At 42.0% G+C, this 16651-nt stretch carries 30 protein-coding genes; all 30 read left to right on the forward strand.

Annotated features, from left to right (window positions below; translation table 11 throughout):
• Nucleotides 1–108 precede the first annotated feature (108 nt).
• The 30 genes from rplC (at nt 109) to carA (ending at nt 16493) form a co-directional block, all read left to right on the forward strand.
• Nucleotides 109–729 carry a 50S ribosomal protein L3 gene (rplC, locus tag ASG33_RS02825; protein WP_056280037.1) on the forward strand — a complete coding sequence of 207 codons (621 nt, stop codon included), beginning with the start codon at nt 109–111 and terminating at the stop codon, nt 727–729.
• Nucleotides 730–734: 5 nt separating this feature from the next.
• Nucleotides 735–1364 carry a 50S ribosomal protein L4 gene (gene rplD, locus ASG33_RS02830; RefSeq protein WP_056280039.1) on the forward strand — a complete coding sequence of 210 codons (630 nt, stop codon included), beginning with the start codon at nt 735–737 and terminating at the stop codon, nt 1362–1364.
• Between the two features lie 2 nt (nt 1365–1366).
• Nucleotides 1367–1654, forward strand: coding sequence for a 50S ribosomal protein L23 (gene rplW / locus ASG33_RS02835; protein WP_056280041.1), 288 nt, complete (start codon nt 1367–1369; stop codon nt 1652–1654).
• 39 nt (nt 1655–1693) lie between these two features.
• On the forward strand, nt 1694–2518 hold the full coding sequence (gene rplB / locus ASG33_RS02840; protein ID WP_056280044.1) for a 50S ribosomal protein L2: 825 nt from the start codon (nt 1694–1696) through the stop codon (nt 2516–2518).
• Nucleotides 2519–2527: 9 nt separating this feature from the next.
• A complete protein-coding gene (gene rpsS / locus ASG33_RS02845) occupies nt 2528–2806 on the forward strand; it encodes a 30S ribosomal protein S19 (RefSeq protein ID WP_056280046.1) in 279 nt (92 codons plus the stop codon).
• A gap of 49 nt (nt 2807–2855) precedes the next feature.
• On the forward strand, nt 2856–3245 hold the full coding sequence (gene rplV / locus ASG33_RS02850; RefSeq protein WP_056280048.1) for a 50S ribosomal protein L22: 390 nt from the start codon (nt 2856–2858) through the stop codon (nt 3243–3245).
• An 18-nt stretch (nt 3246–3263) separates the two neighbouring features.
• Nucleotides 3264–4109, forward strand: coding sequence for a 30S ribosomal protein S3 (rpsC, locus tag ASG33_RS02855; protein WP_056280050.1), 846 nt, complete (start codon nt 3264–3266; stop codon nt 4107–4109).
• A 39-nt stretch (nt 4110–4148) separates the two neighbouring features.
• Nucleotides 4149–4574 (forward strand): 50S ribosomal protein L16, encoded by a 426-nt coding sequence (gene rplP, locus ASG33_RS02860; protein WP_031528746.1) that lies wholly within the window; start codon nt 4149–4151, stop codon nt 4572–4574.
• A 44-nt stretch (nt 4575–4618) separates the two neighbouring features.
• Nucleotides 4619–4813 carry a 50S ribosomal protein L29 gene (gene rpmC / locus ASG33_RS02865; protein ID WP_031528745.1) on the forward strand — a complete coding sequence of 65 codons (195 nt, stop codon included), beginning with the start codon at nt 4619–4621 and terminating at the stop codon, nt 4811–4813.
• A gap of 14 nt (nt 4814–4827) precedes the next feature.
• Nucleotides 4828–5091: a 30S ribosomal protein S17 gene (gene rpsQ, locus ASG33_RS02870; RefSeq protein WP_031528744.1), complete on the forward strand. Its 264-nt coding sequence runs from the start codon at nt 4828–4830 to the stop codon at nt 5089–5091.
• A gap of 2 nt (nt 5092–5093) precedes the next feature.
• Nucleotides 5094–5462, forward strand: a complete 369-nt coding sequence (gene rplN, locus ASG33_RS02875; protein WP_015813798.1) for a 50S ribosomal protein L14 — start codon at nt 5094–5096, stop codon at nt 5460–5462.
• A 40-nt stretch (nt 5463–5502) separates the two neighbouring features.
• A complete protein-coding gene (rplX, locus tag ASG33_RS02880; protein ID WP_056280052.1) occupies nt 5503–5844 on the forward strand; it encodes a 50S ribosomal protein L24 in 342 nt (113 codons plus the stop codon).
• Between the two features lie 67 nt (nt 5845–5911).
• A complete protein-coding gene (gene rplE, locus ASG33_RS02885) occupies nt 5912–6466 on the forward strand; it encodes a 50S ribosomal protein L5 (protein WP_056280055.1) in 555 nt (184 codons plus the stop codon).
• A 33-nt stretch (nt 6467–6499) separates the two neighbouring features.
• The gene (gene rpsN, locus ASG33_RS02890; RefSeq protein ID WP_031528741.1) at nt 6500–6769 is read left to right on the forward strand and encodes a 30S ribosomal protein S14; all 270 of its coding nucleotides are present in this window, start codon (nt 6500–6502) and stop codon (nt 6767–6769) included.
• 77 nt (nt 6770–6846) lie between these two features.
• Nucleotides 6847–7245 carry a 30S ribosomal protein S8 gene (gene rpsH / locus ASG33_RS02895; protein WP_031528740.1) on the forward strand — a complete coding sequence of 133 codons (399 nt, stop codon included), beginning with the start codon at nt 6847–6849 and terminating at the stop codon, nt 7243–7245.
• A gap of 21 nt (nt 7246–7266) precedes the next feature.
• Nucleotides 7267–7824: a 50S ribosomal protein L6 gene (gene rplF, locus ASG33_RS02900; protein ID WP_056280057.1), complete on the forward strand. Its 558-nt coding sequence runs from the start codon at nt 7267–7269 to the stop codon at nt 7822–7824.
• A 47-nt stretch (nt 7825–7871) separates the two neighbouring features.
• Nucleotides 7872–8225: a 50S ribosomal protein L18 gene (gene rplR, locus ASG33_RS02905; protein WP_056280059.1), complete on the forward strand. Its 354-nt coding sequence runs from the start codon at nt 7872–7874 to the stop codon at nt 8223–8225.
• Between the two features lie 14 nt (nt 8226–8239).
• Entirely contained in the window at nt 8240–8755 is a 516-nt protein-coding gene (gene rpsE / locus ASG33_RS02910; RefSeq protein WP_056280062.1) for a 30S ribosomal protein S5, read from the forward strand.
• 30 nt (nt 8756–8785) lie between these two features.
• The gene (rpmD, locus tag ASG33_RS02915; RefSeq protein WP_031528736.1) at nt 8786–8965 is read left to right on the forward strand and encodes a 50S ribosomal protein L30; all 180 of its coding nucleotides are present in this window, start codon (nt 8786–8788) and stop codon (nt 8963–8965) included.
• Between the two features lie 14 nt (nt 8966–8979).
• Entirely contained in the window at nt 8980–9426 is a 447-nt protein-coding gene (rplO, locus tag ASG33_RS02920) for a 50S ribosomal protein L15 (RefSeq protein ID WP_056280065.1), read from the forward strand.
• A 55-nt stretch (nt 9427–9481) separates the two neighbouring features.
• The gene (gene secY, locus ASG33_RS02925; RefSeq protein WP_056280067.1) at nt 9482–10795 is read left to right on the forward strand and encodes a preprotein translocase subunit SecY; all 1314 of its coding nucleotides are present in this window, start codon (nt 9482–9484) and stop codon (nt 10793–10795) included.
• A 6-nt stretch (nt 10796–10801) separates the two neighbouring features.
• The gene (gene map, locus ASG33_RS02930) at nt 10802–11599 is read left to right on the forward strand and encodes a type I methionyl aminopeptidase (RefSeq protein ID WP_056280069.1); all 798 of its coding nucleotides are present in this window, start codon (nt 10802–10804) and stop codon (nt 11597–11599) included.
• Nucleotides 11600–11610: 11 nt separating this feature from the next.
• Nucleotides 11611–11829, forward strand: a complete 219-nt coding sequence (gene infA, locus ASG33_RS25470; RefSeq protein ID WP_015813810.1) for a translation initiation factor IF-1 — start codon at nt 11611–11613, stop codon at nt 11827–11829.
• 39 nt (nt 11830–11868) lie between these two features.
• A complete protein-coding gene (ykgO, locus tag ASG33_RS25475; protein ID WP_015813811.1) occupies nt 11869–11985 on the forward strand; it encodes a type B 50S ribosomal protein L36 in 117 nt (38 codons plus the stop codon).
• Between the two features lie 4 nt (nt 11986–11989).
• Nucleotides 11990–12367: a 30S ribosomal protein S13 gene (gene rpsM, locus ASG33_RS02935; RefSeq protein ID WP_031528732.1), complete on the forward strand. Its 378-nt coding sequence runs from the start codon at nt 11990–11992 to the stop codon at nt 12365–12367.
• Nucleotides 12368–12408: 41 nt separating this feature from the next.
• Nucleotides 12409–12804 (forward strand): 30S ribosomal protein S11, encoded by a 396-nt coding sequence (gene rpsK, locus ASG33_RS02940; protein ID WP_056280072.1) that lies wholly within the window; start codon nt 12409–12411, stop codon nt 12802–12804.
• 75 nt (nt 12805–12879) lie between these two features.
• Complete coding sequence (gene rpsD / locus ASG33_RS02945; RefSeq protein ID WP_031528730.1) at nt 12880–13485, forward strand: 30S ribosomal protein S4; 606 nt, start codon at nt 12880–12882, stop codon at nt 13483–13485.
• 134 nt (nt 13486–13619) lie between these two features.
• Complete coding sequence (locus ASG33_RS02950) at nt 13620–14609, forward strand: DNA-directed RNA polymerase subunit alpha (RefSeq protein ID WP_056280075.1); 990 nt, start codon at nt 13620–13622, stop codon at nt 14607–14609.
• A gap of 72 nt (nt 14610–14681) precedes the next feature.
• Nucleotides 14682–15242: a 50S ribosomal protein L17 gene (gene rplQ, locus ASG33_RS02955; protein ID WP_056280078.1), complete on the forward strand. Its 561-nt coding sequence runs from the start codon at nt 14682–14684 to the stop codon at nt 15240–15242.
• Nucleotides 15243–15389: 147 nt separating this feature from the next.
• Nucleotides 15390–16493 carry a glutamine-hydrolyzing carbamoyl-phosphate synthase small subunit gene (gene carA / locus ASG33_RS02960; protein WP_056280081.1) on the forward strand — a complete coding sequence of 368 codons (1104 nt, stop codon included), beginning with the start codon at nt 15390–15392 and terminating at the stop codon, nt 16491–16493.
• Nucleotides 16494–16651 lie beyond the last annotated feature (158 nt).

Consider the following 16651-nt stretch of genomic DNA (forward strand, 5'->3'; position numbering starts at 1 on the left):
CAGCGAGAAATATTTTTTAACTGCATTGGATACTAAGAATTGATTTTCTACCTTTGCAGTCCGTTTTAAAGAATAAGGGGTATTACCTGCTAAATTTAAATTTCAAACATGTCTGGTTTAATTGGTAAGAAAATCGGGATGACCAGTTTGTACAATGCTGACGGGCAGGCTCTGGCATGTACTGTGATCCAAGCTGGTCCTTGTGTTGTTACACAAGTTAGGTCCGAAGAAAAGGATGGTTATAAAGCCATTCAATTAGGTTTTGGTGAGAAGAAAGAAAAGAATTCTTCCAGACCTATGATTGGCCACTTCAAAAAAGCCAATACAACTCCCAAACAAAAGTTGGTTGAGTTTAAGGAATTTGAAGTGGAGCATGAATTAGGAACTTCGTTATCTGTACAGGATATTTTCGAAGAAGGTGAGTTCGTTGACGTTGTTGGCTCAGCCAAAGGACGCGGCTTTCAGGGTGTTGTAAAACGTCACGGTTTTGGTGGTGTGGGTGGTCAAACTCACGGTCAGCATAACAGAGCGCGTCACCCAGGTTCGATTGGTGCCTGCTCTTTCCCTTCGCGCGTATTTAAAGGTATTCGCATGGGTGGACGTATGGGTAACAATCGTGTAAAGATTCAGAATTTGAGAATTCTGAAAGTGATACCTGAGCAGAACATTTTAGTTGTTAGTGGCTCAGTACCGGGTTCAAAGAATTCATTTCTAATCATTGAGAAATAGCACCAATGGAACTGTCCGTATTAAATATAAAAGGAGAAGATACCGGCAAGAAGGTAAGTGTGTCAGAAGAGATTTTCGGCATTGAACCTAATACGCACGCGATCTATCTCGATGTAAAGCTTTACCTGGCAAATCAGCGTCAGGGAACGCATAAGTCAAAGGAACGTGCAGAAGTAAATCATTCTACACGCAAGATCAAACGTCAAAAAGGAACAGGTGGTGCACGTGCAGGTAGCATTAAGTCTCCTGTTTTCGTAGGCGGTGGCCGGATTTTCGGTCCAAGACCTCGTGACTACGGTTTTAAGTTGAATAAAAAGGTTAAAGTATTAGCTCGCAAGTCGGCGTTTTCTGCCAAAGCACAGTCTGATGCGATATCTGTTCTGGAAGCATTCACATTTGATGCGCCTAAAACGAAATCATATCTGAATGTTTTGACATCGCTTTCATTAGTGAATACAAAAACTTTATTGATTCTTCCATCAATTGACAGCAATGTTTATCTGTCAAGCCGTAACATTCCAAAAGCGAAAGTTACAACTGTGGACGCGGTCAATACTTATGACCTGATGTATGCAGACCGTCTTTTGATAAGTGAATCTGCTCTGTCTATTTTGGAAACCCAATTGAACAAATAACAATGAGTGTACTGAAACGTCCGATTATAACCGAAAAGGTAACGGCTCAGGGTGGTCAAGGAAAATATGCTTTTGAAGTGTCTCTTACTTCTAATAAGGTAGAGATTAAAAAAGCTATTGAGAAGCTGTTCGGGGTTACCGTAGAAAGCGTTCACACCATGCGTAGCATTGGTAAAAGTAAGTCCCGCACATCGGGAGGAAAATTTGTAAGTGGAAAAACGTCGACTATCAAGAAAGCTATCATAACAGTAGCTGAAGGAGAGATCATCGATATATACGGTGAGGCATAAGCCTGGTTGAACGACTTAAATCTTGACGAGTAATATCAAATGGCAGTTAAAAAATTAAAACCGACAAGTGCTGGTCAGCGTTTTCGCTCAGCTCCTACTTTTGAGGAGATCACAACAGCGAAACCTGAGAAGAGTCTTCTGGAAACGATCAAAAGAACAGGTGGTCGTAACAGTCAGGGACACATGACCATGCGATATATAGGTGGTGGTCACAAAAGGAAGTATCGTGTTATCGATTTCAAGAGAAACCGTTTCGATGCGCCGGCTACCGTACTTACAATAGAATACGATCCAAACCGTTCAGCGCGCATTGCTCTGATTCAGTTTGAAGATCAGGAAAAAAGATACATTATCGCTCCAAACGGATTGAAAGTAGGGCAGGTACTTGTTTCTGGTAATTCAGTTGCTCCGGAGGTTGGAAATGCTCTTCCTTTAAGTGCAATGCCAATTGGTACCATTGTGCACAATATCGAGCTTACTCCTGGTAAAGGTGGACAATTTGCAAGAAGTGCGGGTGCTTACGCGCAGCTAGTTGCAAGAGAAGGTAAATACGCCGTTCTAAAAATGCCTTCTGGCGAAATGAGAATGATCCTTTCTACCTGTATTGCAACTGTGGGAACAGTATCCAACGCTAGTCACATGAACGTGGCTCTGGGTAAAGCAGGTCGCCGCAGATGGTTAGGTCGCCGTCCACGTGTGAGAGGGGTTGCAATGAACCCAGTTGATCACCCAATGGGTGGTGGTGAGGGCCGTTCGTCAGGAGGTCAGCCTCGTTCTAGAAACGGTCAGTTTGCGAAAGGTCTTAAGACACGTGATCGCAACAAGCACTCTGAGAAATTGATTATCAGCCGTCGTAAAAAATAATAGAATAACATGGCACGCTCATTAAAAAAAGGACCGTATATCGACTTCCGTCTCGAGAACAAAGTTCAGGTTATGAACAGTTCGTCACGTAAGTCAGTAATCAAGACCTGGTCACGACGCTCAATGATTTCGCCCGATTTTATCGGACATACCTTTGCAGTACATAATGGAAACAAGTTTATCCCTGTTTATGTAACTGAGAATATGGTGGGACACAAGCTGGGAGAATTTTCACCCACTCGTAATTTCCGCGGTCACACAGCGAAAAAAGATAAAGGAAGAAAATAAATAGTCGACGATAGCTGGTCCTTAGCGGACGAGCCTATATCTAAAGAACATGGAAGCAAGAGCTATATTAAGAGACGTGCCTACCTCTCCTCGCAAGATGAGACTAGTGGCCGACATGATTCGCGGACAAAAGGTCAGCAAAGCGTTGGCACTATTAAAGTTTCAACCTAGGGCATCTTCTCCCGTTTTGCACAAAGTTTTATTATCGGCAGTTGCAAACTGGCAGCAGTTGAACGAAGGTTCAAAACTTGAAGATGCTGATCTTATTGTTAAAACCGTATTTATCGACGGTGGACGTATGTTGAAGCGCTTACGCCCTGCTCCCCAAGGCAGAGCGCATAGAATTCGCAAGCGTTCGAACCATATTACCATCGTGATTGACGACGCTTCGGTTTCGGCATCAGGTGCAGATAAAGAAGAAGTAATCACCGAATCATAAGTAAACGATCTATATCGAATGGGACAAAAGGTTAATCCTATAGGTCTGAGACTAGGAATTGTTAGAGGATGGGAGTCAAGCTGGTATGGAGGAAAAGACTTCTCTGATAAATTAGTTGAGGATGAGAAAATCCGTAACTACATCAAGGCACGTATTCCGAAGGGATCGATATCTAAGGTAGTTATTGAACGTACTTTAAAACGTATTACGCTTACCATTCACACTGCCCGTCCGGGTATTGTTATTGGTAAAGGTGGTAGCGAAGTTGATAAAATAAAAGAAGAGCTTAAAAAGATTACAGGGAAAGATGTTCAAATTAACATCTACGAAATTAAACGTCCTGAAATCGATGCTAAGCTGGTAGGAGAGGCAATTGCTCAACAGCTTCAAGCTCGTATCTCTTATCGTCGGGCCATGAAGCAGTCAATCGCTTCTGCAATGCGGGTAGGAACTCAGGGAATTAAGATTCGTCTTGCTGGTCGTCTGGGCGGTGCTGAAATGGCTCGTACTGAGGAATACAAAGAAGGACGCATTCCGCTGCATACGTTGAGAGCAGATATTGATTACGCGATCTCTGAAGCGCAGACTATTTACGGGAAGATCGGGATCAAGGTTTGGATTTTCAAAGGTGAATTGTACGGCAAGCGTGATTTGACTCCAAGTGCTGCAACAGCAGCTTCTGACAGGGCTGACCGGAGTGCATCTGGCGGCAACGATCGTGGCGGTAATGACCGTGGTGGACGTGGTGACAGAAGAGGAGGCAGAGGAAATGATGGCGCTTCCCGCGGCGAAGGTGGTGGTGGTAGTGATGCTGATCGTAGGAAGAGAAGCAATAACAACAATAATAAGAACAAGAAGAAGTAATCAGGCATTTCCGGTGAAGCCGGTTCAAATAGATTAATCATGTTACAGCCGAAAAGGACAAAATTTCGCAAGCAACAGAAAGGAAAAGGTTCATACAACGGTTTAGCGACACGTGGACATGAAATCGCTTTTGGTTCGTTTGCTATTAAGGCTCTTGAACCAGGTTGGTTGACTGCACGTCAGATAGAAGCTGCTCGTATTTCAGTTACACGTGCAATGAAACGTGAAGGCCAGGTTTGGATTCGTATTTTCCCTGATAAACCTATTACAAAGAAGCCTGCTGAGGTTCGTATGGGTAAGGGTAAAGGTGCTCCTGAGTATTGGGTAGCTCCTGTTAAACCAGGAACAATCATATTCGAGGCAACTGGCGTTGCGCTGGATACTGCCAACGAAGCATTGCGTTTGGCTGCACAAAAGTTGCCAATTAAAACCAAGTTCGTGGTACGTCGGGATTACCAAGAATAGGAATAGGGTCCCGAGCGGAATCAGAACGTTAATTATTTAAAGCAATGACTAGTAAAGAAATAAAGGATCTGTCGCAAGATCAGCTTAAAGAGCAGATCGCCCAAGAGAGAGAGCGCTTACTTCGATTGAAATTTGCTCATGCAATTTCACCTATCGAGAACCCTTTGCGTATTCGCGCCTCACGTAAGGAAATTGCAAGACTCTTGACAGAGCTGTCGGCTAAATCTAACCAGCAGTAAATCAGATTGAAATTATGGAGGCAACAGAAAGAAATTTACGTAAAGAAAGAATAGGTAAAGTAGTGAGTAACAAAATGGAGAAATCCTGTGTGATCACTGTTGAACGTAAGGTTAAGCACGCCAAGTATGGTAAGTTCATGACCAAAACTACTAAGTTGATGGTTCATGACGAGACCAATGAGGTTGGAATAGGCGACACGATTCGTGTAATGGAAACTCGTCCGCTCAGCAAGAACAAGCGTTGGAGATTAGTAGAAATCCTTGAAAAAGCTAAGTAATAATGGTACAGCAAGAATCAAGACTGTCGGTAGCAGATAACAGTGGCGCTAAGGAGGTACTCGTAATTCGTGTACTTGGAGGAACTGGAAAGCGCTATGCTTCGGTAGGGGATAAGATCGTAGTTACGGTTAAGTCGGCTCTATCTTCGAGCAATATGAAAAAAGGAACGGTTTCAAAAGCCGTGGTTGTTCGTACCAAGAAAGAGGTACGTCGCAAGGATGGAACTTATATCCGCTTTGAGGATAACGCAGCAGTTTTATTGAATAACAATGACGAGCCTCGCGGTAGCCGCATATTTGGTCCAGTTGCACGTGAATTGCGCGAGAAACAATTCATGAAGATTGTGTCACTTGCACCAGAAGTGCTGTAAGAAATAAGGTATTTCTTTAAACTATTAAGAGAATACGTCAATGGAAATTAAAGGTAAAAAGGCACCAGCAAAATTGCATATCCGTAAAGGCGATACTGTGAAAGTGATTTCAGGTAACGCCAAGGGAGAAACAGGTGTGATTAAAAAAGTGCTGGTTGAGAAGCAAAGAGCTACAGTGGAAGGTGTAAACATGATCACAAAGCATGTTAAACCTAATGCTCAAAACCCACAGGGTAGTATCGAGAAGAAAGAAGGTGCTATTCACATCAGCAATCTTATGGTTGTGGATCCTAAAACAGGAGAAGCAACAAGAACCGGTCGCAAGATCAATGATGGCGGTAAATTGCAGCGCTTTTCGAAAAAGACTGGTAATTTGTTGTAACTGTTATCAGTATCGCTAGTTTAGTAACAAAGCAAGTGGGTCGGTAATCCACGTAACTAATGTAAAAATGGCACAGCCAAGATTAAAAGAGAAGTACGCGAGCGAAGTTGTTTCGCAGTTGAAAGAGAAGTTTCAGTACAAATCGAGTATGCAAGTACCTCGGCTTACAAAAATCGTAATCAACAAAGGTATCGGAGCTGCGGTTGCAGATAAGAAACTGGTTGATACAGGAGTAGAGGAGCTAAGCCTTATAACCGGGCAAAAAGCAATCGCAACTATATCTAAGAAAGCGGTTTCAAACTTTAAATTGAGAGAGAACATGCCGATTGGCGCGAAGGTTACTCTTCGTGGTGATCGTATGTACGAGTTTTTGGATCGGTTGACTACTATTGCAATGCCACGGGTTCGCGATTTCAAGGGGATCAGCGATAAAGGTTTTGACGGAAGAGGAAATTATACGTTTGGTGTGAAGGAGCAGATTATCTTCCCTGAGATCAGCATTGAGAAGGTGAATAAGATCACGGGTATGGACATTACTTTTGTGACTTCCACCAACTCTGACGAAGAGAGTTATGAATTGCTGAAAGCGTTGGGAATGCCCTTTACTAACGCTAGCAAATAATATAAAATTTAATACAAGATTTATTTACCGACAATGGCAAAAGAATCAGTAAAAGCGAGAGAAAGAAAGAGACAGGCGCTGGTAGAGAGATATGCTGAGAAGCGTACAAAGCTCAAAGCAGCTGGCGACTGGGTTGGTTTGGATAAGCTGCCACGTAACTCTTCTCCGGTTCGTCTACATAACCGATGCAAAATCACTGGAAGACCGAGGGGATATATGCGTAAATTCGGGATTTCAAGAGTTCTATTCCGAGATATGGCTTCTGATGGAAAAATTCCGGGAGTTACTAAATCAAGTTGGTAAGAATACTTTCAATTCTGATTTCAATTACTTAACTTTGCACTCCCGTTCAAAAAGGGGTGTTTAAACTTGGCATAAAAATGTTAACGGATCCCATAGCAGACTATCTGACGAGACTCAGAAACGCTATCAAAGCGAAGCACCGGGTTGTTGAGATACCTGCATCCAACATAAAAAAAGAGATTACAAAAGTACTTTTTGATAAAGGGTACATACAAAGCTATAAGTTTGACGAGGTTGGACCTCAGGGAACGATTAAAATCGCTTTGAAATATAATCCTGTCACAAAGCAATCTGCAATTGTAAAATTGGAGAGGGTAAGTAAACCTGGTTTGCGAAAATACTCAGGTTCATCAACATTGCCGCGCGTTTTGGGTGGATTAGGAACTGTAATAATTTCAACATCTAAAGGTGTAATGACTGACAAAGAGGCGAAAACTCTCAATGTAGGTGGAGAAGTATTGTGTTTCGTGTATTAATATTTTAAAGATATTCAGGAAATGTCACGAATAGGAAATAAAGTTATCGTTTTACCAGCTGGAATTTCAGTTGCGGTTGGTGAAGATAATGTCGTGTCGGTTAAAGGACCAAAAGGAACGCTTTTTCAAACAGTTGACAGTGATATTACTGTTGCAGTTGAAGGTAATGAGCTTACTGTAAAGCGCCCTACCGAGCAAAAGCGTCACAAAGCGTTACACGGGTTATACCGCTCTTTGATCAACAACATGGTAATTGGTGTTGGTGAAGGTTACAAGAAAGAGCTAGAAATTATCGGTGTTGGTTACAAAGCGAGTTCAGCGAACAATGTTTTGGAATTGCAACTAGGATACTCCCATAATATTTTTATGGCTATACCAAGCGAGATCAAGCTTACAACTACCTCTGAAAAAGGGCAGAACCCTAAGGTTATTTTAGAAGGTATTGATAAAGAATTGATCGGTTCAGTAGCTGCTAAGATTAAGTCACTTAGAAAAGTTGAGCCTTACAAAGGTAAAGGTATTCGTTTTGTTGGTGAGGTTGTACGTCGCAAGGCTGGTAAGTCTGCTTCTAAGAAGTAATTCGTTGCCACAAAATAATGTTATAAACAAAGTTAGATAAGATTACAATGGCTAACGCAAAAACAGATAGAAGACAACGTCTCAAACTTCATATTCGTAAGAGAGTTAAGGGTAGCACGGAACGTCCAAGGTTATCGGTTTTCCGTTCTAATACCAGTATTTACGCGCAGATTATCGACGACATCAATGGAGTTACATTGGCAAGCGCTTCGTCAGTAGATCTTGGTGGAAGAAAAGAGAATTCTAATGTGGAAGTTGCACTTCAAGTTGGAAAGAAAATTGCTGAGAAGGCTCAGGAAGCAGGTATTCAGGCGGTAGTTTTTGACCGTAATGGGTACTTGTACCATGGAAAAGTTAAAGCATTGGCCGAAGGAGCCCGTGAGGGTGGCCTGAAATTCTAAGTATAACAAAGACTATGTCTATAAATACAAGACCTTCGAAGGTTAACGAGTCCGATTTGAAAGAGCGCGTTGTTGCCATCAATCGGGTAGCAAAAGTAGTGAAAGGCGGTCGTCGCTTTAGTTTTTCAGCCATTGTTGTAGTTGGAGATGGTAATGGCGTAGTTGGATATGGATTGGGCAAGGCCAATGAAGTTACCGACGCTATTGCTAAGGGAATTGATGACGCCAAGAAAAACCTCATTCAAGTTCCAATGCTGAAACACACAGTACCTCACGAAATGGAAGGTAAGTTTAGTGGTGGTTTCGTTTTGATTAAGCCAGCTGCTCCCGGAACAGGTGTATTGGCGGGTGGTCCAATGAGGGCTGTTCTTGAGAGTGCGGGAATTAAGGACGTATTGGCTAAGTCCAAAGGTTCTTCAAACCCTCACAACGTTATTAAGGCGACGATTGACGCTCTTCTGAAAATGAGAGCTCCTCATCAGGTTGCTTTTCAGCGTAGTGTGAAGTTAGATAAAGTATTTAACGGATAATCTTAGGATTTCCTATATCTGAGAGTAATCATGTCGAAAGTACGTATTACACAAGTTAAAAGCACAATCGATCGTCCGGAACGTCAGAAGCTTACTATAAAGGCACTGGGTCTAGGCAAGTTAAACAGGTCGGTTGAAAAGGAAAATAGCGATGCTATTGCGGGAATGATTCGCAAAGTAAGCCACTTGGTTAAAGTCGAAGAAATTTAATATATACGAATTGTATGAATCTTAGTTCGTTAAAACCAGCTGCTGGATCTGTTAAAGTTGGAAAGCGTGTTGGACGTGGTCAGGGCTCCGGTAAAGGCGGAACATCTGCACGTGGGCATAAAGGGGCTCAATCTAGATCAGGATATAGCCGTAAATTGGGCTTTGAAGGTGGACAGATGCCACTTCAGAGACGTTTGCCGAAGTTTGGCTTTAATAATGTTAACAGAACCGAGTACAAGGCACTTAACTTGGATGCAATTCAAGCATTGGTGGACAAAATTGGTGTTAGTGTTATTACCCCTGAGGTGATTATTGAAAATGGTTTGTGCGCTAAAAAGGATCTCGTTAAGATTCTGAGTAGAGGTGAGTTGTCAGCTGCTGTTGAGATTCATGCTCATGGGTTTTCTGCAACCGCACTTGAAGCGATTGAGAAAGCAGGCGGTAAGGCTATCAAGTTGTAATTACGCTGTTCGGTGATTTGATAGTTGATCAGGATAGCTAATGTAGACCCACAAAATGAAACGATTTTTAGAGACTATTAAGCATATATTTGCAATTGAGGAGTTGAGAACACGTATTCTCAACACTCTTTTGTTTATAACAATTTTCCGTCTGGGGTCTTACGTCGCATTGCCAGGTGTTGAGCCTGATCAAATGAATGTATCGTCACAGGGTTTATTGGGCCTTTTGGATACTTTTCTAGGTGGAGCTTTTAGCAAGGCTTCCATTTTTGCATTGGGTATCATGCCTTATATTTCTGCCTCTATTGCTATTCAGCTTTTGACTATGGCTTTGCCTTATTTTCAAAAGATGCAGAAAGAGGGTGAATCTGGCAGGAAGAAGCTAAATCAAATTACCCGTGTTTTAACAATTGTCGTTACCCTCGTTCAGGGCACTGCATACCTTAATACTACTGTACCCGACGAAGCTCTGCTAGTGAGCCGTAGTCTATTTTCGATTTCGTCTGTTTTTGTTCTAACTGCCGGTACTATGTTTTGTATGTGGCTGGGAGAGAGAATTACGGACAAGGGTATTGGCAATGGTATATCAATGCTTATCATGATAGGTATTGTATCCAGATTTCCTGGGGCAATTTATAAAGAGTTTGTGTCTAGGGGCAGTGGTCAGATCTTGCTTTTTGTTCTCGAGATAGTTGCGCTATACTTTGTAATTATGGGTGCTGTTATGTTAACGCAGGCTGTACGCAGGATACCTATTCAATATGCAAAGCAGGTTGTAGGTAACAGAGTAATGGGTGGGCAACGTCAGTATCTACCTTTGAAGCTGAATGCTGCAGGTGTTATGCCTATCATTTTTGCGCAAGCGTTGATGTTTATACCATCACTTGGTGCTTCGTACTTCGCGGAGAAGAGTGACTTTGCAAGCAACGTTGCTACTATTTTTGCGAATTACACGACTTGGCAGTACAATTTGCTGTTTGCTTTTCTGATTATAGTTTTTACCTTTTTTTACACTGCGATATCAGTTAATCCGCAGCAGATCGCGGATGATATGAAAAGAGGAGGCGGCTTTATTCCTGGTGTTAAGCCTGGTCAGCAGACTTCGGAATATATTAGCTCAGTTTTAGATAGAATTACATTTCCAGGTTCGATTATGTTAGCAATCGTTGCGACTTTACCAGCATTCGCAAGTTTGCTTGGTGTGTCGACAGACTTTGCGCATTTCTTCGGCGGTACATCACTTCTTATCATGGTGGGTGTAGTTTTAGATACGTTGCAGCAGGTTGAGAGTTATTTGTTGATGCGCCGATATGAAGGTTTAATGAAGTCTGGTAGAGTAACGGGTAGAACGGAGAGCGTGGCTATCTAATAGAAGATGATTTATCTTAAAACGGAGGACGAAATAGATCTTATCAAGGAAAGTGCCCAGGTTCTGGGGAAAGCTCATGCCGAAGTGGCAATGTGGGTGAAACCGGGGGTCGCTACAAAAAGACTTGATTCGATTGCTGAGGAATACATTAAAGATTTTGGTGGTATTCCTTCCTTCAAAGGTTTTAACAATTTCCCTGCGTCGCTTTGTATTTCTGTGAATGAAGTTGTTGTCCATGGTTTCCCTAGTGGGTACATATTGAAAGAAGGGGATATTATTTCAATCGACTGTGGGGTCAAATTGAAGGGATACCATAGCGATAGTGCTTATACCTATCCTGTCGGAGAAGTTTCCAAAGAAGTTATGGATCTTCTGACTGCTACAAAACGGTCTCTTTATAAAGGCATAGACCACGCTGTTGATGGATTGAGAATGGGTGACATCGGTTATGCAATTCAGTCATACGTTGAAGAGCGAGGATATTCAGTTGTAAGAGAGTTGGTTGGACACGGAGTAGGTAGAGAACTTCACGAAAGTCCTGAGGTACCTAATTATGGTAAGAGAGGAAAAGGCGTAAGACTACGTGAGGGGATGGTGCTAGCTATTGAACCTATGATTAATCTTGGTACAAAAGCGGTATTGCAGGAACGTGATGGTTGGACTATTCGAACTACTGACCGTAAATATTCGGCTCATTTTGAACATACTGTTGTTGTACGAAAGGGCAAAGCAGAGATTCTCACGACATTCGATTATATAGAGAAAGTGACGGCCAACACCAGCCTAATGGTAGAAGTAAAGTAATAAAGCTACGAATGGCAAAACAAGCATCAATCGAACAAGACGGAGTAATTCTCGAAGCATTGTCAAACGCAATGTTTCGTGTTGTATTAGAAAACAAGCATGAAGTGATTGCTCATATTTCAGGTAAAATGAGAATGCACTATATCAAGATATTACCGGGAGACCGTGTAAAATTAGAAATGTCTCCTTATGACCTATCGAAGGCAAGAATTACCTACCGGTACAAATAAGGAGTCGATCACCTCAAATTAACACTTAAGTATACTCAGATGAAAGTCAAAGCATCAGTTAAGAAGCGCAGTGAGGACTGCAAGGTTATACGCCGTAAGGGTAAGGTATATGTAATTAATAAGAAGAACCCACGGTATAAACAAAGACAAGGTTAATCATATGGCACGTATTTCAGGAGTTGATATTCCCGACCGTAAAAGAGGCGAAATCTCATTAACGTATATTTTTGGAATCGGTCGCAGTTCTGCGAAGAAGATTCTGGACAAGGCGGGAGTAGATTTGAATAAGAAAGTTATTGACTGGACAGATGACGAGTCAGGCGCGATTCGTGCAGTGATCGCTGGTGAATATAAAGTAGAGGGTGCACTTAAGTCTGAGGTTCAATTGAGCATCAAACGCTTGATGGACATCGCTTGTTACCGAGGTCTTCGCCATCGTAAGGGATTGCCACTTCGCGGACAAAGAACGAAGAACAATTCTCGTACTCGTAAGGGTAAGCGTAAGACAATCGCTAATAAGAAAAAGGCTACTAAATAAACAATGAGCGGTGGCTTCGCCACACTTATTCCCCTTGAGCAATGGCACAAAATAAAAGAAAAGATAAAGCAAAAAAGAGAGTTGTTGTTGTTGAGTCTGTTGGTCAGGTTCACATTAAGGCCTCTTTCAATAATATAATCATCTCCATTACAAACAACAATGGTCAGGTTATATCGTGGGGTTCCGCTGGTAAAATGGGATTCCGTGGATCAAAGAAGAACACTCCTTATGCTGCACAAACAGCAGCTCAAAGTGCAGCGCAGGTTGCCTTTGATCTGGGGATGCGTAAAGCAGAGGTTTTTGTTAAAGGACCTGGATCGGGGCGCGAATCAGCTATCCGTACAATCCAGAATGCGGGGATTGAAGTAACAACAATCCGTGACATTACTCCGCTGCCACACAATGGCTGCCGTCCTCCAAAGCGTCGTAGAGTATAGTAAAATATCCATTCGTAATTTGGACACTGGGGTTACTGAATGGTCTTAATTAATAGTTAAACAAAAAAGTTTTTAATGGCACGTTATACAGGTCCCAAATCGAAGATTGCAAGACGTTACGGAGAACCAATTTTAGGTCCAAGTAAAGCACTTGCTAAGAAAAATTACCCTCCTGGAATCCATGGTAAGGGTCGCCGCTCCAAGAAGTCGGAGTATGCTTTACAGTTAATGGAAAAGCAAAAGGTAAAATTCATTTACGGTATTCTTGAAAGACAATTCCGTAATTTGTTTGAGAAAGCTTCTGTAAAAGAAGGTATCACTGGTGAAAACCTTTTGAAGTATTGCGAGGCACGTCTTGACAATACAGTTTACCGCCTTGGGATCGCTCCAACAAGAAGAGCAGCCCGGCAACTTGTATCTCACAAACACATTCTTGTTGATGGTGAGATCGTAAATATTCCTTCATATTCTCTTCGTCCAGGACAGGTAGTGACTGTTCGCGAAAAGTCTAAATCACTTGAAGCAGTAACTGACAGCCTTGCTGGCCACAGTTCACGTGGATTCAACTGGCTTGAATGGGACGGACAGCAACTATCAGGCAAATTCGTAACGTTCCCAGAGCGTGAGCAGATCCCTGAAAATATCAATGAGCAGCTCATCGTTGAGTTGTACTCTAAATAACAATCTTCATTATTTCAGTACTTTCTCCGTTGCGCGGGGGAAGTACTTTTTAGCCGTTAACGGCAATTTTGCGATCGCAAAGGTAACGGTAGCGTGATCAACTATCATTTACTACTATAAAAGGAGCAAAGACTATGTCAATATTAGCTTTCCAAATGCCTGATAAGGTCGTCATGGAAAAAGCAGACGACTTTCACGGGTTGTTTGAGTTTAAGCCTTTAGAGAAAGGATACGGCGTGACCATCGGTAATGCGTTGCGTAGAATACTTCTTTCATCTTTGGAAGGTTACGCCATTACAAGTGTGAAGTTCCCGGGCGTGCTTCACGAATTCTCTTCTATTGAAGGTATTGTTGAGGATGTTACAGAAATCATCCTGAACCTTAAAATGGTTCGCTTTAAAAAAGTTTCTGATCTAAGTGAGAGTAGGATAGTAGTAAATCTAAAGAATGTGTCTGCCATTACAGCAGGTGACATTGGTAAGTTTACAAATGCATTCGAGGTTCTTAATCCAGACCAGGTGATTTGTCATATTGACGATCAGAAGGAATTTGAGATGGAACTGTTGTTAGATAAAGGAAGAGGATATGTTCCAGCAGATGAGCCACGTGCAAATGAATTGCCATTTGGTTACATCGCTGTTGATTCTATTTACACACCGATAAAGAATGTAAAATACAGTGTTGAAAATACACGTGTTGAACAGCGTACTGACTACGAGCGTCTTTTAATAGATATTCAAACTGATGGTTCAATTCACCCTGAGGATGCTCTGAAAGGTGCTGCGAACATTCTTATTCAACACTTCATGTTGTTCTCGGATCAGACAATGACTTTCGAGAAGCAGAAAGCGGAAGAAGATAATCAGGTTGACGAGGAAATGTTGCGCATGAGAAAGCTTTTGAAAACTTCGTTGTCTGAGCTGGATCTTTCTGTTCGTGCATATAACTGTCTGAAATCTGCCGATGTTAAATCATTGGGTGATTTAGTAAGGCTTGAAATTTCAGATATGATGAAGTTTCGTAATTTTGGAAAGAAATCCCTTACGGAGTTGGAGCAGCTTGTAGCTGATAAACAACTGACTTTCGGAATGGACGTAGCCAAGTATCGCCTGGAAGAGGATTGATAATTATTCCATTCATAAGTATGTATTCTGTAGCGCGCCAGTCGCAGCTCGAAGCAACTAAACAACAAAAAAATGAGACACGGTAAAAAGGATAATCACTTAGGAAGAACAGCATCTCACCGCAAGGCTATGCTTTCAAATATGGCTTCCTCTTTGATTCTCCACAAAAGAATTGAAACTACTCTGGCGAAAGCGAAAGAACTTCGTAAGTACGTTGAGCCTTTGCTGACTCGTGCGAAAGAAGATTCAACCCACAACAGAAGGATTGTATTCTCCTATCTTAACGATAAGGCTTCTACGAAAGAGCTTTTCGGCGCAGTATCTGACAAAATTGCATCTCGCCCAGGTGGTTATACCCGTATTATTAAGTTAGGTAACAGACTAGGTGATGCTGCTGAAACGGCATTGATCGAACTTGTTGATTTCAATGATGCACTGCTGCTTGCTAATGCAGATAAGCCAGCTAAAACTCGTCGTAGCAGAAGAGGTGGTGGAAAGAAAGAGACCTCCGCTGAAGCCGATGTTGCTGCACCTGTTAAGAAAGAAGATCACCCGGTGGTAGAAGAGTCAGCACCAGCTGCTGAGGAAGCTCCGAAGACGGAAGATTCATCTGAAGGTACTGACAAAGAGTAGTTTTGGAAGGTAGTAGAAATATTGAGAGGGTTAAACGTTTTAGTTTAACCCTTTTTTATGCGCAAAAAACTGTATTTTTGCACCGCTTTTGAGAATAACTTTACAATTCATTCTCATTAATCAGAAGAAAATCGATAAAAACCATATATGAATCAAAAACAGGAAGCTCTGTTGTTGCTTGAAGACGGAACAGCATACAAAGGTCTAGCTTTGGGAATACGTGGAACGACTGGCGGGGAAATCTGCTTTAATACCGGAATGACGGGCTATCAGGAGATCTATACGGATCCCTCGTACTATGGACAGATTATCGTCAACACCAACTCGCATATCGGCAACTATGGTGTACAGCTAAATGATGAAGAGGAATCAAGCTCTGTCAAAATCCGGGGAATGGTTTGTAACACGTTCTCGGCCATTTATTCCAGAGATACCGCGGATTTCTCACTGCAGGAATATTTCGAGAGGTCCAAGATTGTTGGTATCAGTAATGTAGATACCAGGCATTTGGTAAGGCATGTGCGTGAAAAAGGCGTGATGAATGCAATTATTTCTTCTGAAATTCTTGATGAGAAGTTGCTTATGGAGGAATTAAGAAGGATACCTTCCATGGACGGACTCGAGTTGTCGTCAGAAGTAACAACTACTGAACCGTACTTTGTCGGCGAAGAAGAGGGAAGCAAATGGCGGATAGCGGTGATTGATTATGGAATCAAAAAAAGCATTTTGTCAAATCTTACTTCCAGAGGTTGCTATTGCAAAGTATTTCCAGCAAAGACGCCGTTTGAAGAAGTAATGGAATGGAACCCCGACGGGTTCTTTATATCTAATGGACCGGGCGATCCGGCTGCTATGCTTTACGCAGTAGAGAGCGTGAACCAGATGATCAAGACTGCGAAACCACTTTTTGGAATTTGCCTCGGTCACCAGTTATTAGCGCTATCAAGTGGCATAACTACTTATAAAATGCATCACGGACACAGAGGCTTAAATCACCCTGTCAAAAACTTGATTACGGGATTGTGTGAAATCACTTCTCAGAATCACGGATTTGCTGTGAACCCTGATGAGATCCAGAGCCACCCGGACATTGAGATCACACATATTAACTTGAATGATAACACAATAGAAGGGATCAGAAGGAAGGATTATCCTGCATTCTCGGTGCAGTATCACCCAGAAGCTTCACCAGGTCCTCATGATTCAAGGTACCTGTTTGACGAATTTATAAAATTGCTAAGCGCAAGCTGATCAGAAAACCTCCTTAACGGAGGTTTTCTTTTTATAGAGGTATACAACCCGTAACTAGTTTGCTCAATACATATGAAATTGACTGTGTTACCGAATTGTAAATTTAACTTAAAGTGATTTGCCGCTTATGGATGACGATTTTTTTTGTGTTATTTTGT

Origin of the sequence: Dyadobacter sp. Leaf189, assembly GCF_001424405.1 — a bacterium.
Lineage (GTDB): Bacteria > Bacteroidota > Bacteroidia > Cytophagales > Spirosomataceae > Dyadobacter.

Excerpts from the sequence above, each read along its gene's own strand:
- rpmC (WP_031528745.1), top strand. The coding sequence starts at position 4,619 with ATGACTAGTAAAGAAATAAAGGATCTGTCGCAAGATCAGCTTAAAGAG.
- rpsH (WP_031528740.1), top strand. The coding sequence starts at position 6,847 with ATGTTAACGGATCCCATAGCAGACTATCTGACGAGACTCAGAAACGCT.
- rpsK (WP_056280072.1), top strand. The coding sequence starts at position 12,409 with ATGGCACAAAATAAAAGAAAAGATAAAGCAAAAAAGAGAGTTGTTGTT.
- rplV (WP_056280048.1), top strand. The coding sequence starts at position 2,856 with ATGGAAGCAAGAGCTATATTAAGAGACGTGCCTACCTCTCCTCGCAAG.
- ykgO (WP_015813811.1), top strand. The coding sequence starts at position 11,869 with ATGAAAGTCAAAGCATCAGTTAAGAAGCGCAGTGAGGACTGCAAGGTT.
- rpsS (WP_056280046.1), top strand. The coding sequence starts at position 2,528 with ATGGCACGCTCATTAAAAAAAGGACCGTATATCGACTTCCGTCTCGAG.
- rpsE (WP_056280062.1), top strand. The coding sequence starts at position 8,240 with ATGTCTATAAATACAAGACCTTCGAAGGTTAACGAGTCCGATTTGAAA.
- map (WP_056280069.1), top strand. The coding sequence starts at position 10,802 with ATGATTTATCTTAAAACGGAGGACGAAATAGATCTTATCAAGGAAAGT.
- rpsQ (WP_031528744.1), top strand. The coding sequence starts at position 4,828 with ATGGAGGCAACAGAAAGAAATTTACGTAAAGAAAGAATAGGTAAAGTA.
- rplD (WP_056280039.1), top strand. The coding sequence starts at position 735 with ATGGAACTGTCCGTATTAAATATAAAAGGAGAAGATACCGGCAAGAAG.
- rpsN (WP_031528741.1), top strand. The coding sequence starts at position 6,500 with ATGGCAAAAGAATCAGTAAAAGCGAGAGAAAGAAAGAGACAGGCGCTG.
- rpmD (WP_031528736.1), top strand. The coding sequence starts at position 8,786 with ATGTCGAAAGTACGTATTACACAAGTTAAAAGCACAATCGATCGTCCG.
- rplX (WP_056280052.1), top strand. The coding sequence starts at position 5,503 with ATGGAAATTAAAGGTAAAAAGGCACCAGCAAAATTGCATATCCGTAAA.
- carA (WP_056280081.1), top strand. The coding sequence starts at position 15,390 with ATGAATCAAAAACAGGAAGCTCTGTTGTTGCTTGAAGACGGAACAGCA.
- rplO (WP_056280065.1), top strand. The coding sequence starts at position 8,980 with ATGAATCTTAGTTCGTTAAAACCAGCTGCTGGATCTGTTAAAGTTGGA.
- infA (WP_015813810.1), top strand. The coding sequence starts at position 11,611 with ATGGCAAAACAAGCATCAATCGAACAAGACGGAGTAATTCTCGAAGCA.
- rplC (WP_056280037.1), top strand. The coding sequence starts at position 109 with ATGTCTGGTTTAATTGGTAAGAAAATCGGGATGACCAGTTTGTACAAT.
- rplN (WP_015813798.1), top strand. The coding sequence starts at position 5,094 with ATGGTACAGCAAGAATCAAGACTGTCGGTAGCAGATAACAGTGGCGCT.
- rpsC (WP_056280050.1), top strand. The coding sequence starts at position 3,264 with ATGGGACAAAAGGTTAATCCTATAGGTCTGAGACTAGGAATTGTTAGA.
- rplE (WP_056280055.1), top strand. The coding sequence starts at position 5,912 with ATGGCACAGCCAAGATTAAAAGAGAAGTACGCGAGCGAAGTTGTTTCG.
- ASG33_RS02950 (WP_056280075.1), top strand. The coding sequence starts at position 13,620 with ATGTCAATATTAGCTTTCCAAATGCCTGATAAGGTCGTCATGGAAAAA.
- rplF (WP_056280057.1), top strand. The coding sequence starts at position 7,267 with ATGTCACGAATAGGAAATAAAGTTATCGTTTTACCAGCTGGAATTTCA.
- rplP (WP_031528746.1), top strand. The coding sequence starts at position 4,149 with ATGTTACAGCCGAAAAGGACAAAATTTCGCAAGCAACAGAAAGGAAAA.
- rplQ (WP_056280078.1), top strand. The coding sequence starts at position 14,682 with ATGAGACACGGTAAAAAGGATAATCACTTAGGAAGAACAGCATCTCAC.
- rplB (WP_056280044.1), top strand. The coding sequence starts at position 1,694 with ATGGCAGTTAAAAAATTAAAACCGACAAGTGCTGGTCAGCGTTTTCGC.
- rplR (WP_056280059.1), top strand. The coding sequence starts at position 7,872 with ATGGCTAACGCAAAAACAGATAGAAGACAACGTCTCAAACTTCATATT.
- rplW (WP_056280041.1), top strand. The coding sequence starts at position 1,367 with ATGAGTGTACTGAAACGTCCGATTATAACCGAAAAGGTAACGGCTCAG.
- rpsD (WP_031528730.1), top strand. The coding sequence starts at position 12,880 with ATGGCACGTTATACAGGTCCCAAATCGAAGATTGCAAGACGTTACGGA.
- rpsM (WP_031528732.1), top strand. The coding sequence starts at position 11,990 with ATGGCACGTATTTCAGGAGTTGATATTCCCGACCGTAAAAGAGGCGAA.
- secY (WP_056280067.1), top strand. The coding sequence starts at position 9,482 with ATGAAACGATTTTTAGAGACTATTAAGCATATATTTGCAATTGAGGAG.